General features: G+C 67.8%; 14 protein-coding genes. 1 reads left to right on the top strand and 13 read right to left on the bottom strand.

The window, feature by feature from the left end:
- Positions 1-5 precede the first annotated feature (5 nt).
- The 13 genes from glnB to sepIVA form a co-directional block, all read right to left on the bottom strand.
- Positions 6-344, bottom strand: coding sequence for a nitrogen regulatory protein P-II (glnB, locus tag SKC41_RS23645; RefSeq protein WP_044510728.1), 339 nt, complete (start codon positions 342-344; stop codon positions 6-8).
- Positions 341-1,753, bottom strand: coding sequence for an ammonium transporter (locus SKC41_RS23640; RefSeq protein WP_330980587.1), 1,413 nt, complete (start codon positions 1,751-1,753; stop codon positions 341-343). The genes glnB and SKC41_RS23640 overlap by 4 nt, the downstream gene beginning before the upstream one ends.
- A 158-nt stretch (positions 1,754-1,911) precedes the next feature.
- Positions 1,912-3,270: a signal recognition particle-docking protein FtsY gene (gene ftsY, locus SKC41_RS23635; RefSeq protein WP_330980135.1), complete on the bottom strand. Its 1,359-nt coding sequence runs from the start codon at positions 3,268-3,270 to the stop codon at positions 1,912-1,914.
- A gap of 70 nt (positions 3,271-3,340) precedes the next feature.
- A complete protein-coding gene (gene smc / locus SKC41_RS23630; protein WP_330980134.1) occupies positions 3,341-6,943 on the bottom strand; it encodes a chromosome segregation protein SMC in 3,603 nt (1,200 codons plus the stop codon).
- 226 nt (positions 6,944-7,169) lie between these two features.
- Complete coding sequence (locus tag SKC41_RS23625) at positions 7,170-7,463, bottom strand: acylphosphatase (protein WP_330980133.1); 294 nt, start codon at positions 7,461-7,463, stop codon at positions 7,170-7,172.
- Entirely contained in the window at positions 7,450-7,866 is a 417-nt protein-coding gene (locus SKC41_RS23620; RefSeq protein WP_330980132.1) for an OsmC family protein, read from the bottom strand. The genes SKC41_RS23625 and SKC41_RS23620 overlap by 14 nt, the downstream gene beginning before the upstream one ends.
- 33 nt (positions 7,867-7,899) lie before the next feature.
- A complete protein-coding gene (locus SKC41_RS23615; RefSeq protein WP_330980131.1) occupies positions 7,900-8,469 on the bottom strand; it encodes a NifU family protein in 570 nt (189 codons plus the stop codon).
- Positions 8,466-10,379 carry a ferrous iron transporter B gene (gene feoB, locus SKC41_RS23610; protein ID WP_330980130.1) on the bottom strand — a complete coding sequence of 638 codons (1,914 nt, stop codon included), beginning with the start codon at positions 10,377-10,379 and terminating at the stop codon, positions 8,466-8,468. Before feoB ends, SKC41_RS23615 begins: the two co-directional genes overlap by 4 nt.
- Entirely contained in the window at positions 10,376-10,612 is a 237-nt protein-coding gene (locus SKC41_RS23605) for a FeoA family protein (protein ID WP_330980129.1), read from the bottom strand. The genes feoB and SKC41_RS23605 overlap by 4 nt, the downstream gene beginning before the upstream one ends.
- Positions 10,613-10,746: 134 nt before the next feature.
- A complete protein-coding gene (gene mutM / locus SKC41_RS23600) occupies positions 10,747-11,595 on the bottom strand; it encodes a DNA-formamidopyrimidine glycosylase (protein ID WP_330980128.1) in 849 nt (282 codons plus the stop codon).
- 18 nt (positions 11,596-11,613) lie between these two features.
- Positions 11,614-12,327 (bottom strand): ribonuclease III, encoded by a 714-nt coding sequence (gene rnc / locus SKC41_RS23595; RefSeq protein WP_330980127.1) that lies wholly within the window; start codon positions 12,325-12,327, stop codon positions 11,614-11,616.
- A complete protein-coding gene (locus SKC41_RS23590; RefSeq protein ID WP_330980126.1) occupies positions 12,324-12,920 on the bottom strand; it encodes a YceD family protein in 597 nt (198 codons plus the stop codon). The genes rnc and SKC41_RS23590 overlap by 4 nt, the downstream gene beginning before the upstream one ends.
- Positions 12,921-13,017: 97 nt before the next feature.
- The gene (gene sepIVA, locus SKC41_RS23585; RefSeq protein WP_330980586.1) at positions 13,018-13,755 is read right to left on the bottom strand and encodes a cell division protein SepIVA; all 738 of its coding nucleotides are present in this window, start codon (positions 13,753-13,755) and stop codon (positions 13,018-13,020) included.
- Between the two features lie 231 nt (positions 13,756-13,986).
- On the opposite strand from sepIVA, the gene SKC41_RS23580 reads away from it, so the two are divergent.
- Complete coding sequence (locus SKC41_RS23580; protein WP_442931799.1) at positions 13,987-14,772, top strand: thioesterase II family protein; 786 nt, start codon at positions 13,987-13,989, stop codon at positions 14,770-14,772.
- Positions 14,773-15,268 lie beyond the last annotated feature (496 nt).

The following is a 15,268-nucleotide window of genomic DNA, read 5'->3' as shown; positions in this document are numbered from 1 at the left end:
TAGCGTCATATCGCATCGGTCCCGCGCTCACCGGTGCGCACTCGCACGATGGTCTCCACGGGGCTCACCCAGACCTTGCCGTCACCGATCTTGCCGGTACGGGCCGCCCGGACGATGCTGTCCACCACCTTGTCGACGATGGAATCGTCGACAACGACTTCAATGCGAACCTTGGGCACGAAGTCGACGGAGTACTCAGCACCCCGGTAAACCTCGGTGTGCCCTTTCTGCCGTCCGTAACCCTGGACTTCGCTGACGGTCAACCCGAGGACCCCCGCGTCCTCCAGGCTGGTCTTGACGTCATCGAGGGTGAACGGCTTCACGATTGCGGTGACCAGCTTCATGATTGCTCTGCCTCCACTTTCTCGGCCACTGCTTCGTCTCGGCCGTTAGAGCTGTCCGGCAGACTGGCATGCGGAAGAATCGAACCGGTGACTACTGCGAAATCGTAGCTGCTCTCCGCGTGCTCCGATTCATCGATACCCGCCGCCTCTGCCTCAGGACTGAGGCGCAGGCCAATCGTGTACTTGAGAATCAGAGCCAGGATGAGGGTGACGATCCCGGAGTAGAACAGAACGGCAAACGCGCCGACCGCCTGCCGCTCCAGCTGATCCCAGCCGCCGCCGTAGAACAAACCCTTGGATACGCCGGTCACGCCGTTGATCGCCACGCTCTCCGGCGCGGCCAGCAGACCCACCAGCAGCGTGCCGGCCAGACCACCGACCAGGTGTACCCCGACCACGTCCAGCGAGTCGTCGAAGCCGAGCTTGAACTTCAGCCCGACCGCCAGCGCACACAGCACGCCGGCCACCAGACCGATGATCAGCGCCCCCAGGGCATTCACCGACGAGCAGGACGGCGTGATGGCGACCAGCCCGGCGACGATGCCCGATGCCGCACCCAGCGTCGTCGCCTTGCCGTCGCGGATGCGCTCGGTGAGCAGCCAGGCCAGCATCGCCGTTGCCGTCGCGATCGTGGTGGTCATGAACGTCGCCCCGGCAGCCCCGTTGGAGCTGGTGGCCGAACCGGCGTTGAAGCCGTACCAGCCGAACCACAGTAGGCCCGCGCCGAGCATCACGAAGGGCACATTGTGCGGGCGGAACAGCGTGGTGGGCCAGCCTTTGCGCTTGCCCAGCACGATCGCCAGCATCAAGCCCGCCACACCGGAGTTGATATGGACAGCGGTGCCACCGGCGAAGTCGATCGCGTGCAGCTTGTTGGCGATCCAGCCGCCCTTCTCGGCCGCGAACCCGTCGAACGCGAAGACCCAGTGCGCAACCGGGAAGTAGACCAACGTCGCCCACAGGCCGGCGAACACCAGCCACGCGCTGAACTTGAGCCGGTCGGACACCGCTCCCGAGATCAGCGCGACCGTGATGATCGCGAACATCAGCTGGAAGGCCACGAATACGGTCGCCGGCAGGGTTCCGGCCAGCGGGATATCGGTCGCCGCAACGCCCTTGGTCGGGTCGGCGGCCACGGCGTTACCGCCGATCAGGCCCTTCAGGCCGAAGTACTCTCCCGGGTCGCCGATCAGGTTGCCCTTGTCGGTTCCGAATGAGACTGAATAGCCATATAGCACCCACAACACCGTCACCACACCCATGGCGCTGATGCTCATCATGAGCATGTTGAGCACACTCTTGGCTCGCACCATGCCGCCATAGAAGAACGCCAAACCTGGCGTCATCAACAGCACCAGCGCTGAACTCGCCAGCATCCATGCGGTATCGCCGGTATTGGGCTGGCCCATTACTGGGAAACTCACTCGCTATCACCTCCGGTCGGCCCTGAACGGGGCATCAGACATGTGCCTGATGACCTGATCCAGAACCTTGCGAGATGGTTGTTTCCGAGTTGGGGCCACCATGTTTCGGCGTCATTAACGAAACGGCCCCCGTGTAAGGGGTTTCAGCCGAGCAGGGCGTCCACGAATGCGGCGGTCTCGAACGGCGCCAAATCGTCCGGGCCTTCACCGAGGCCGACCAGTTTCACCGGCACGCCGAGTTCTTGTTGCACCCGGAAAACGATGCCGCCCTTGGCCGTTCCGTCCAGCTTGGTCAGCACCGCGCCGGTGATGTCAACGACCTCGGCGAAAACCTTCGCCTGGGCCAGGCCGTTTTGCCCGATCGTGGCGTCGAGGACCAGCAACACCTCGTCGACGGCGGCGCGCCGGGTTACCACGCGTTTGACCTTGTCGAGCTCGTCCATCAGGCCCACTTTGGTGTGCAGCCGCCCCGCGGTGTCGATCAGCACGACGTCGGCGCCCATCTTGATGCCCTTGTCGACGGCGTCGAAGGCCACCGCCGCCGGGTCGGAGCCCTCGGCTCCGCACACCACTTCGGCGCCCACCCGAGACGCCCAGGTCTGCAGCTGATCGGCGGCCGCGGCACGGAAGGTGTCGGCGGCGCCCAGCACGACACGCCGGCCGTCGGCCACCAGCACCCGCGCCAGTTTGCCGACCGTGGTGGTTTTGCCGGTGCCGTTGACGCCGACGACCAGCAGCACCGACGGGTGGTCGTCGTGCGGCAGTGCCCGGATCGAGCGATCCATCTCGGGTTTCAGCTCGTTGATCAGCACGTCGCGCAGCACCGCCCGGGCGTCGGCCTCGGTCCGGACGTTGGTGCTGGCCAGGCGGCTGCGCAGCTGCGAGACCACCGATTCGGTGACGACCGGGCCCAGGTCGGCGACCAGCAGGGTGTCCTCGACGTCCTGCCAGGAGTCTTCGTCCAGGTCGCCGCCGCCGATCAGGCCCAGCATGCTGCGCCCGAGCGCGTTCTGGGACCGGGCCAGCCGGCCGCGCAGGCGTTCCAACCGACCCTCGGTCGGTGCTATCTCCTCGATCTCGGCCGCCGCGGGAGCTTGCGGCTCAGGCACCGGGGGCGCCTCCGGTGCAGCGGTCGGCGGCGGCTCAGGCGCCGGGGGCGGCTCGGGTGCGGCGGTCGGCGGTGGCGTGACGGTCTCGGGTTCGGCCTCCGGGGCCGGCAGGTGGACGTCGGAGATCGTGCGCCGCGGCGCGTCGCGCGGGATGGTCGCGTCGTCGCCCACCGCGGGCAGCCCGGTGGTGTCGATCGTCGGCGCGCCCTGACTGAAGGTGATGCCCGACGATGCGGTGTAGCCACCGGAACGGTCCAGTGCGCTCGGCTCGGGACGGGTCAGGTTGATCCGCCGGCGGCGGTACCGGGTCAGCCCCAGGACCAGCGCAGCGATGACAACCAGGGCGGCTAGAACGCTTAGGACGGCGATGGCGATCCAAAGACCTTGCGACACGCTGACATTGTTTCAGGGCCGCACCGCGCAACCGACAGCGGCAGCCGCCGCCGCTGCTCAGCCGACGGCGCTAAGAAGAAGCAGTGGCGAGCTGCTGGACCTCTTGTCCACGCATGCGCTGCGAGATCACCGCGGTGATGCCGTCGCCCTGCATGGTGACCCCGTACAGCGCGTCGGCGACTTCCATGGTCGGCTTCTGGTGGGTGATGATCAGCAGCTGCGAACGCGCCCGCAGCAGCTCGAACAGCGAGATCAGGCGGCGCAGGTTGGTGTCGTCGAGCGCCGCCTCGACCTCGTCCATGATGTAGAACGGCGACGGGCGGGCGCGGAAGATCGCCACCAGCATCGCGACGGCGGTCAGCGCCTTCTCGCCACCGGACAGCAAAGACAGTCGGGTGATCTTCTTGCCGGGCGGACGCGCCTCCACCTCGATGCCGGTGGTGAGCATGTCGTCCGGGTTGGTCAGCCGCAGCCGGCCCTCGCCGCCGGGGAACAGCACGGTGAAGACTTCCTGGAATTCGCGCTCTACATCGACGAACGCCTCGCTGAACACCTGCAGGATGCGGGCGTCGACGTCGGCGACCACGTCGAGCAGGTCCTTGCGGGCCGCCTTGACGTCCTCGAGCTGGGTGGACAGGAAGTTGTAGCGCTCCTCGAGCGCGGCAAACTCTTCGAGCGCCAGCGGGTTGACCCGGCCCAGCTCGGCCAGTTCCCGCTCGGCGCGTTTGGCCCGCCGCTCCTGGGTGGGCCGGTCGTACGGTATCGGCGCGGGCGCGGTGACCTGCTCGCCCCGCTCGCGGGCCAGCTCGAACTCGGCCATCTCCAGCTCGGAGGGCGGCAGTGCGATCTGGGGCCCGTACTCGGCGATCAAATCCGCCGGGCTCATGCCGAACTGCTCGAGCACCATTTGTTCGAGCTGCTCGATGCGCATCGCCGCCTGGGCGTTGGCCACCTCGTCGCGGTGCAGCGAGTCGGTCAGCGTCGCCACCCGGGTGCCGAGCGTGTGCACCTCGTTGCGCACCGCCGCCATCGCCGCCGACCGCACCTCGCGTTCGGCGATCATCGCGTCGCGGATCTGCGATGCGGCGCCGACCACCCGGTTCAACCGCTCCGCGAGCAGCCGGCCGGCGTCGGCCACCGCCGCGGCCACCGCGGCCGCTCGCAATCGCGCGGCGTGTGCCTGCTGGGCGCGCACCCGCGCCTCGCGTTCCGCGGCGGCCGCGCGGCGCAACGAATCGGCCCGGCCACGCACGGCGTTGGCCCGCTCCTCGGCGGTGCGCACCGCGAGCCGGGCCTCCACCTCGACGCCGCGGGCGGTGTCGGCCGCGGCGGCGATCCGCTGACGATCGACGGAGTCTTCGGCGGGGGCAAGCTGGCTGGCCTGGGCGTTGCGCAGCCGGGTTTCGAGCTCGGTGACCTCTTCGACGGTCTGGGTGCGCCCGGCCTCCAGCTCCTCGCGCTGGCGCACCAGCCGGTTCCACTCTTCCTCGGCGGTGCGGGCGTCCTGCCCGAGCCGGCCCAGCTGCTCGTACATCGCCGAGATCTCGGTGTCGGACTCGTTGAGCGCGGCCAGTGCCTGCTCGGCGGAGTCGTGCCGCGCGCGCTGCTCGGTCAAGGCGCCGGACAGGGCGGCGGACAGTTGCGCCACCTGCGACTCCGCGACGACCAGCTCACTGCCGGCCTTGTCGATCTCCGAGGTCAGCTCCAGCGTCGACGGCTTGCGGTCCGAACCGCCGCTCACCCAGCCCCGGCCGACCAGGTCGCCGTCGAGCGTGACCGCGCGCAGCTGCGGACGGCCCGCGACCAGATCCAGCGCCACGCCCAGGTCGTTGACCACCGCGACGCCGGACAGCATGGCGATCATCGCTGCGCGCAGCCGCTGCGGCGCCTCGACCAGGTCGAGCGCCCACAGGGCACCGCCGGGCAGCGGCGGGGGCTCGGGATCGGTTTCTGGGCTCGGCCAGTCGCCGAGGACCAGGGCCGCGCGGCCGCCGTCGGCCTGCTTCAGCGCGGCGACCGCCGAACGGGCGGCGCCGAAGTTTTCGGCGGCCAGCGCGTCCGCCGCGGACCCGAGCACCGCGGCCAGTGCCGTTTCATACCCGGAACGGACCTTGACCAGCTTCGCGATAGGTCCGAAAAGTCCTGCGCCACTGTGGTTTTGGGTGAGCCACGCCGCGCCGTCCTTGCGCTCGAGCCCAACTGAGAGCGCATCGATGCGGGCCCGCAGCGACGCCACCCGGCGCTCGGCTTCGCGCTCGCCGGCCTGCAGCTCGGCGACGCGCTCGTCGGCCAGCCGCAACGCGGCCACCGTCCGCTCGTGGTGTTCGTCCAGGCCGACCTCGCCCTGATCGAGTTCGCCGACGCGGCTCTGCACGGTTTCGAACTCCGCGCGGGCCTGCTGCGCGCGGGCGGCGCCGTGCTCGATGCGTTCGGACAGCCGCTCGACGCTGTCGTCGATCGATTCGACCCGGGCCCGCATGGTTTCGACCTGACCCGCCAGCCGGGCCAGGCCCTCGCGACGGTCGGCCTCGGCCCGCACGGCGGCCAAATGCGCCCGATCGGCCTCGGCGGCCTCGCGTTCCCGCTCGGACAGCTCGGCCCGGGCGGTCTCCAGCCGGGTCCGGGCGGCGTCCAGCTCGGCCAGCAGCTCGCGCTCGGCGGCCGCGACCTGCTCGGCCTCGGCGTCCAGCGCGTCCGGGTCGGTGTCGCTGGTCGCCACCGGCTCGAGATCCAGGTGCTGGGCGCGCTCGCTGGCGATACGCACCGTCGCACCCACCCGCTCGGCCAGCGCGGACAGCCCGAACCAGGTGTGCTGGACCGACTCGGCGCGCACCGACAGCTCGGCCAGCGCGGTCTCGTGCGCGGTCAGCTCCTCGGACGCCACGGCCAGGCGACCGGCGGCCTCGTCATGCTCGCGGCGCATGGTGGCCTCGGCCTCCAGGATCGCGTCCCGCTGCACCTGCCGATTGACCAGGTCGTCGGCGGCCAGCCGCAGCTTGGCGTCACGCAGGTCGGCCTGGATGGTCGCCGCACGTCGCGCCACCTCGGCCTGGCGGCCCAGCGGTTTGAGTTGGCGCCGCAATTCGGTGGTCAGGTCGGTGAGGCGCGCCAGGTTGGCCTGCATCGCGTCGAGCTTGCGCAGGGCCTTTTCCTTGCGCTTGCGGTGCTTGAGCACACCCGCGGCTTCTTCGATGAACGCGCGGCGGTCCTCGGGCCGCGACTGCAGGATCTCGTCGAGCTTGCCCTGCCCGACGATCACGTGCATCTCTCGGCCGATGCCGGAGTCGCTCAGCAGTTCCTGGACGTCCATCAAACGGCAACTGGTGCCGTTGATTTCGTATTCACTGGCGCCGTCGCGGAACATCCGCCGGGTGATCGACACCTCGGAGTACTCGATCGGCAGCGCGTTGTCGGCGTTGTCGATCGTGACGGTGACTTCGGCGCGGCCCAGCGGGGCGCGCGACGAGGTGCCGGCGAAGATGACGTCTTCCATCTTTCCGCCGCGCAGCGTCTTGGCGCCCTGCTCCCCCATCACCCACGCCAGCGCGTCCACCACGTTGGATTTGCCGGAACCGTTGGGCCCGACGACGGCGGTGATGCCCGGCTCGAAGCGCAGAGTCGTCGGCGAAGCGAAGGACTTGAAGCCCTTCAGCGTCAGACTCTTGAGGTACACGGCGAGCCAGACTACCGCTCAGATCGCCCGACTCGCCGTCACCGAGGGGTGTCGGCTCGCTCGAAATACACCCGTTGTTCACACTCTGACGCACTGGCCACAGTGGCCACTTCAGTCACCGAAAACGAGGCACGTTGCCTCCGGAAACGCGATAGCGGCGGCGGTATCACGGTTGCGATCCGAGGCCCAACGGTGCCGTTGTGGCTGGTGTGACTCACCGAGCGGCTTACCGCTCGACGAATCCCTCGAATTGCTGCTCCGGCTGCGACCAATCGGCGACGACCTTGTCGACGCGACCGGGCCGGAGCGGCCAGCAATGACCGCCTTCAAGCAGCTCCAGCAATTTCTCGGCCGCCTCCCGCGGCCCCTGGGCAACGACCAGGACGCGGCCGTCGGGCTGGTTGGCGGCGTAGCCGGTGAGGCCCAGCTCGAGCGCCCGGCAGCGAGTCCACCAGCGAAAACCCACCCCCTGGACCATGCCGTGCACCCAGGCGGTGAGCCGGACGTCAGGACCCGGCATTGTTGGCGATCTCGAACTTGACCGTGGTGCCCGCCTTCAGGGTGCGCCCGACGGTGCAGACCAGGTCGATCGCGCGGTTCACGACCACCAGCAGGCGCTCCCTGTCGTCCGCGGACAGTCCCGACAGGTCCAGCTCGAGAGTCTCGGAGAGCAGCGGATAGACCTCTTCGTCGCGGTCGGCGTCGCCGGACACCCGGATCACCGCGTGATAGTCCTCGCCGAGCCGACGGGCCAGCGGCTGGTCGCTGGACATCCCGCTGCATGCGGCGAGCGCGATCTTGAGCAGCTCGCCGGGGGTGAACACGCCGTCGACGTCCTCGGAGCCGACGAGAACCTGCGCGCCCCGCGAGCTATGGCCCGTGTAGCGGCGTGTCCCGGTGCGTTCGACCCACAGTTGTGTCATGGCTCATTTCTACCGGGGACGGGCGAACACCACTCAGCGGACTAGCAACGACAGCAGCTTCTTACCGAAAGATATTGAGGCCGAATCGTTTTCGGACGAAACAACCACCCGATCGTCGACGCGTCGGCGCAGTTCACGCTCGAGCGCGTCGCGCAGCGTGGCGGACGCGCCCGGGCATCCGTCGCAGGCGCCGGCCATCCGCACCGTCACGTGGTGGCCGACCACCGAGACCAGCTCGATCGACCCGCCGTGCGAAGCGGCCAGCGCACCCACCGCCCCGGCCAGCAGCTCCGTTACAGCGGCTTCCAAAGTGCCTGCGGCAGAAGATATTTCATCAACCGTCCAGCCCGCCGGATCCTGCAGCGCGCTGCTGAGCGCCTCGCGAATGTCGTCGCCCAGTTCGCGCCAGTTGCCGGCGGCACCGATCGTGATCAGGATGCCGCCGGCGCTCACCACGATTTCGTCGATCACGCCGGCGTGCAGCAGGGCGCCGAGCCGGCCCGGGGCGACGCGGACCGTGCCGCGCGCGGGCAGTTGCTCGGCCGCGACCACCCAGCGCAGCCGGCGCGGATCCTCGGTCGCCGTGGCGTGCAGCGGAATCATGCGCCCAGCGCTATCGCGACCGACCGAGCGGCGAACGCCATCAGCCAGGCCAGCACGAACATGTAGGACCACGCGACCGCGGGCCACTTCCACGAGTTGGTCTCGCGGCGCATCACCGCAACGGTCGACATACATTGCAGCGCATAGATGAAGTACGCCATCAACGCGATGACCGTCGGCGGGGTGAACACCTGGTGGCCTTCGTCGTCGGTCAAGGAGACCAGCGCTTCGTGCGGATCGTCGGGGCTTTCGGCCGCCGCGACCTGGCCCAGGGTGGACACGAACACTTCGCGCGCCGACATCGAACCGAGCAGGGCGATGTTGACGTGCCAATCGAATCCCAGCGGCTTGAACACCGGCCCGACCGCCTTGCCGAGGTCGGCGGCCAAGCTGTGATCCATCACGTAGGCGGTCGCGTCGGTCGGCGACATCTTGGCGGTCTCGGCCTCACGCGCCGGCAGATTGAGCAGCACCCACAGCACGACCGACGTGCTCAGGATGATGGTTCCGGCCTTGCGCAAGAACATCTTCGCCGAATCCCACATCGTGATCATCACGTTCTTGGGTGACGGGAAGCGGTACGGCGGCAGCTCCATCGTGAACGGGAGCAGATCGCTGCGCAGGATCGTCGATTTGAACACCGCGGCGGCGATCAGCGCGGAGGTGCCGCCACACACATAGAGCGCGAACATCGCGACGCCCTGCGCGCTCAGCCCACCCCAGTGCGTCTTCGGGGAAACGAGTATGCCGACCAACAGGGTGAACACCGGAAGCCGGGCCGAGCAGGTCATCAACGGCGCCGTGATGATGGTGGCGATCCGGTCCCGCGACGACGGCAGCGTCCGGGTGGCCATGATCCCCGGAATGGCGCAGGCGAACGACGAGAGCATCGCGACGAAGGCGCGGCCTTCCAACCCCGTCGAGGCCATCACCCGGTCCATCAGGAATGCGGCGCGCGCCATGTAGCCGACATTCTCCAGCAGCGCGATCAGCAGGAACAACAACACGATCTGCGGGATGAACTGCAGCACCGTTCCGACGCCGCCGATCAGCCCCTGGCCGAGCAGCCCGCGCACCACGTAGTTGCCGACGTGGTCGCCGACCAGTGCGCCCAACGAGTTGAGCCAGTTGCCCACCTGATCCTGCAGGGGCGCGGCGACGGTGAAGACGACCTGGAAGAAGCAGAACATCACCGCGAAGAAGATCACGGTCCCCCACAGCGGGTGCAGCACTACGGCGTCGATTCGTCGTGTCCGCCGATCCGGTTGTGGCGCATGGTAATAGGCCGCATCCAGCACCGACTCGCCCCAGCCGTCGATGGCGTCGTCATCGCCCGGTGGCAGGACCGGGGGCCGTTGCCACCGGTCGAAGGACGCCAGTTGGGCGCGCAGGGTATCGATGCCCACCCCACGGTTGGCCACCACCGCGACCACCGGGACACCCAGCGCCGTCGCCAGCGCGTCGACGGAGATGCCGCCGCCGCGCGCGGTCAGCTCGTCGGTCATGGTCAGCGCCACCAGGCACGGCAGGTCAAGCCGCAGCACCTGAGCCAGCAGAATCACCGAGCGGTGCAGTGTGGTGGCGTCGGCGACGATGACGATCGCGTTGGGCGGGCCGTCGCCGTACCCCTCGCCGCCCAACAAGTCGCAGACCACCTGCTCGTCCGGGCTGATCGGGTCCAGGCTGTAGGTACCGGGCAGGTCCTCGATGGCGACCTCGACGCCGTCGACCTTGGTGATGCCGACGCTGCGCCCGACGGTGACGCCCGGGTAGTTACCGGTCTTGGCACGCAGTCCGGTCAGGTGATTGAACACCGAAGTCTTGCCCGCGTTGGGACTTCCCACCAGGGCGATCCGGGCCTTCCCCGCTACGGCGACCCCGGAACCGCCTTCTTCGTGGCACGACGTCATGCCTCGGTCCCGGGGGTGACCTCGATCAGCTGCGCCTCGCGCCGGCGCAGGCATAGTTCGGTGTCCTGAACCCGGTAGATGGTCGGGTCACCCAGCGGTGCCCGGCGGATCACCTGGACGTCGGAGGATGGCCGAAATCCCAGCTGGCGCAGGCGGCCCGCCACCACGCCGGAGGCTTCCGGCGTCACGCCCAGGATCGTTGCCCGCTCGCCCGGCGACAGCTGCGCCAGCACGGTCGGAGAACCCGCAATACGGTCTGCATCTAGCGCCGAATCACGCATCATCCGCCCCAACGCCGGAGGGTCATCATCTCGGTAAGGATAACCTCACGATGCTGAGGATAGCCTCAGCTTTCCGCGAGAAAGTCCTAACCGCGTGGCCGGGGCTGACACCGCGGACAGTAGAACGACGAGCGGTTCATGAACTTCTCGCGGCGCATCACCGCGCCGCAGCGCCGGCAGCCTTCGCCTTCGCGCCCATAGGCATCCAGCGATCGGTCGAAGTAGCCCGATTCGCCGTTGACGTTGACATATAGCGAATCGAACGAGGTTCCGCCCTTGGCGAGTGCCTCGCCCATCACTTCCGCGGCGGCCTGCAGCACGGCGGTCAGCTGGCGGCGGGTCAGCGTGTCCGCCACCCGCGCACCATGAACTTTGGCCCGCCACAACGCTTCATCGGCATAGATATTGCCGATGCCCGACACCACCTGCTGATCCAGCAGCTGGCGTTTGATTTCGGAATGCTTGCCCCGCAACACTTTTACGACGGCATCGATGTCGAACCGGGGGTCCAGCGGGTCACGCGCCAGATGCGCGACGGGCTGCGGTACCACGCTGCCGTCGACTTCTACGAGCTCGGCCAGCATCCAGCCACCGAAGGTCCGCTGGTCGGCGAAGCTCAGCACGGTGCCGTCGTCGAGCAGCGCGGAGATCCGGACGTGGTCGGCCCGCGGCACCTTGCCGAGCAGCATCTGCCCGCTCATGCCGAGGTGAACGACCAGCGCGAAATCACCGTCGAGCAGCAGCCATAGGTACTTGCCGCGCCGGTCGGTTCCCTCGATCCGTGCGTCGAGCAGCCGGGCCGTCAAGTCGGCGGGCCCGGCCTCGTGGCGGCGCACCGCGCGGGGGTGGTGCACCCGAACCGCGGTGATCGTCTTGCCCACAACATGGGCCTGCAAGCCGCGGCGCACCACCTCGACTTCGGGCAGCTCGGGCATCTAGTACAGCTCGGGCATCTAGACGGGCGTTTTCCCCGCGGTGTCCAACGCTTCCAGCGTTTTCCAGGTCGCGGCGGCCGCCTTCTGCTCGGCTTCCTTCTTCGACCGGCCGACACCCGACCCGTATTCGGTCTCCAGCACGACGACCACGGCGGTGAATTCCTTGTCGTGGTCCGGGCCGGTGGACGTGACCAGGTAGGACGGCGCGCCCATGCCGCGCGCCGCGGTGAGCTCTTGCAGGCTGGTCTTCCAGTCCAATCCGGCGCCCAGCGTCGGCGCGGCATCCAGCAGCGCACCGAACAACCGCAGGATCACCTCACGCGCGGTTTCGATGCCGTGTGCCAGGTAGATCGCGCCGAGCAGCGACTCCATGCCGTCGGCCAGGATGCTCGACTTGTCCGCTCCACCGGTGTTCGCTTCGCCGCGCCCCAGCAGCAGGTGGACGCCCAGTCCGCCTTCGCACAGGTGCCGCCCGACGTCGGCCAGCGCCTGGGTGTTGACGACACTGGCACGCAGTTTGGCCAGGTCGCCTTCGGAACGGTCGGGATGACGGTGATAGAGCTCGTCGGTGACCGTCAGGCCCAGCACCGCGTCGCCGAGAAACTCGAGCCGCTCGTTGGTCGGCAGTCCGCCATGCTCGTAGGCGTAGCTGCGGTGGGTCAGCGCCAACGACAGCAGTTCCTCGGGCAGGCCGACCCCGAGCGCGTCGAGCAGAGTTTGCCGCGAGGTCACCGGTCACCTCGCGAGGCGTCCGAGTCCGCGGCATCGTCGGAGAGCATGTCAACCAGCTTGGCCCATCGGGGATCGATGGTGTCGTGGTGGTGGCTGGGGTCGTTGGCCAGCAGCACGCCGCATTCCGGGCACAACCCGGGGCAATCCGGTCGGCATACCGGTGCAAACGGAAGGTCGAGTGCGACGGCATCGATGATCGCCTGCTCGAGGTCGACGCGGTCGTCGACGACCCGGCCGACCTCGTCTTCCTCGGTGGTCGCCTCGGTGGCGCTGTCCGGGTAGGCGAACAGTTCGGTCAAGCCAACCTGCACGTTACCGTGCACCTCGGTCAGGCACCGCGAGCACTCGCCGACCGTCGGCCCCGACACGGTCCCGGTGACAAGCACGCCTTCCGACACCGATTCGACCCGTAGATCCATGTCCAGCGGAGCGCCCTGCGGGATCGCGATCATGTCCAATCCGATGCGCAACGGGCTGGCCACGGTGTGACGTAGCGTCACCATCGATCCCGGTCGTCGCCCGAGCCGGGCGACGTCCACCGTCATCGGCGAAGCCGGATGATGCTGCGCAGTAATGCTGTGTTCGCGCGCCATGGAAAAAATCTTACGGCGCCGTCCAAGTGCTCCGGGCGGCACTTCGACCATTCGCCCAGGTGGCCACGCTTGGGCAGCGCCGACGGTGGTGTTGCCTCTAGCGGGTCGCGTAGTCGTGGGTGCCGGCGGCGGTACGGAGTTGGTGGCGACCACGCCCCACCGAACGAAGCGTGCCGTTGAGGAACTCCTCGAACTCGGCGAGTTTGTTGTCGACATAGATGTCGCACTCACCGCGCAGCCGGTCGGCCTCGGCATGCGCGGTGTCGATCAGGCGGGTCGACTCCGCATTGGCCGCCTGCACCACCTCGTTCTGCGAGACCAGGCGCTGCTGCTCCTTGATGCCCTCTTGCACGGCCTTCTCGTAGGAGATGTTGCCGTTCTCGATCAGCCGGTCGGCTTCGGCCTGGGCGCGGCCGACGGTGGCCTCGTACTCCCGCTTGGCCGCCGTGGCGATGCGCATCGCTTCCTCGCGGGCTTCGCCGACCATCCGATCGCTGTGCTGGCGCGCCTCGCTGACCATCCGGTCGGCCTGCGCCTTGGCGTCGGAAAGCAGCCGGTCTGCCTCCGCGCGGGAGTGGTTCAGCATCGACTCCGACTCGGTGGTTGCCGAGGAGACCATGGATTCGGCGTGCGACTTGGCGTCGGACAGCATCGAATCGCGGGCATCGAGCACGTCCTGGGCGTCGTCCAGCTCGCCGGGGATCGCGTCTTTGATGTCGTCGATCAGCTCCAGCACGTCACCGCGAGGCACCACACAGCCCGCCGTCATCGGCACGCCGCGGGCTTCTTCGACAATGGCGCCCAATTCATCAAGCGCTTCAAAGACTCGGTACACGGCCATGCCCTCCTGGCTTCCGGAAAACCATCGTTGTTACCAGTGTGCCTGGTGTTACCTCTGTGACGGCGGTGGCGACACCGGTGTGTCGGGCATTGGCCGTCCGGCTGGCCGCGACCGTGCGCGGTACCGCTGCCCGGCAGCAGCCGCCGGAATTGCGACCCGGGTGGCAATTACCCCACGAAAATGGATTCTTCCAGGAATTCGGCGGCAGCGCCCGCGCAGGTCGGCATGCTCGTCGTCACCAGCCGAGGCGATCGCACGGCACCGGCCGGGCAAACAGCCGCCCCGCGATACGCTGAGCCGGTGAACGCGCCGCCGCCGACGTTATTCATATTTCCGCATGCCGGCGGATCCGCGACCTATTACGTGCCCTTCGCCAAGGCGTTCTCGGCGGATATCAAACGGGTCGCCGTGCAATACCCGAGCCGGCGCGACCGCGGGCTGACCGAACTCGCCAGCATTCCCGAGTTTGCCGACGAAATCTTCGACATGATGGCGCCGACCGCAAAAGCCGGAGGTCAGGTGGCATTTTTCGGGCACAGCATGGGTGGACTGGCTGCGTTCGAGGTGGCCCTGAGGTTCCAATCGGCCGGACACCCCATCAGTGCGCTGTTCATATCGTCGTGCGCGGCGCCGGGTCACATCCGGTACAAGGAATTGCAGGGATCCGACCACGAGATATTGAGCCTGGTCGCCCAGGTCACCGAGACGAATCCCGAGCATCTGGCTAATGACGAATTCGCCTCGAGCATCCTGCCGACATTGCAAAGCGTCCGGACCATTGCGGCCTATAACCGGCCCCCGGAGATAAAACTGTCATGCCCGATCCATGCATTCGTCGCCGATGCCGACCTCATCGTGGCAGAGGAGAACATGACGGCCTGGGCCGATCGCACCACCAAGGAGTTCTCCATCCGGGTGTTCCCTGGGGATCATTTCTACCTCAATGCCCATTTGCCAGAGCTGGTGAAGGACATCGAGGAAGTCGTCCGGCGGTCCCCCAGCGAAAGTTAGCTGGGCGCGCAGTCACCGGTTGGCCGCACCCACCCCGGATTGGTCGCCGGCTCGCTTCGCCGCGCTACCGGTCGACGCCGGGCCGACCGCGGCACCGGCCCCCGACGTGCGGCCGCGCTGCGCGATCGACTGCCCTTACTCGCCCATCCCGTGGCGAGCGAGATAGTTGCTGGTGAAAATGGTGCGCAGGTCCCAGAACGCGCTATCCCGGCGATCTGGGTGAGCAGGTGAGATTCATCTCACCCTGACCCCAAATCACAATCTCTGCCCCACCAGCACCACCTGTCACAAAGTTGGATACCCACGCTGAGCTGCAGTAACGTGGGGGGCTGGCACTATAGTAGACGCGCGCAAAATAGGGCGTGACGGGCCGCCAGAAAATGTGTGGATTTCTCAATTCCCCACACTTCCCCATGAAAGATTGCTTACCTTGCTTAAAGAGACGGATGGTCGGGGTGGACGATCGTCGCGCCGTGGCCGTCCGGCTCTTACGCGC

The sequence above is a fragment of the Mycobacterium sp. 050128 genome, assembly GCF_036409155.1.
Lineage (GTDB): Bacteria > Actinomycetota > Actinomycetes > Mycobacteriales > Mycobacteriaceae > Mycobacterium.
The sequence above is the reverse complement of the archived record's forward strand: the minus strand, read 5'-3'. Positions and strand labels throughout refer to the sequence as shown.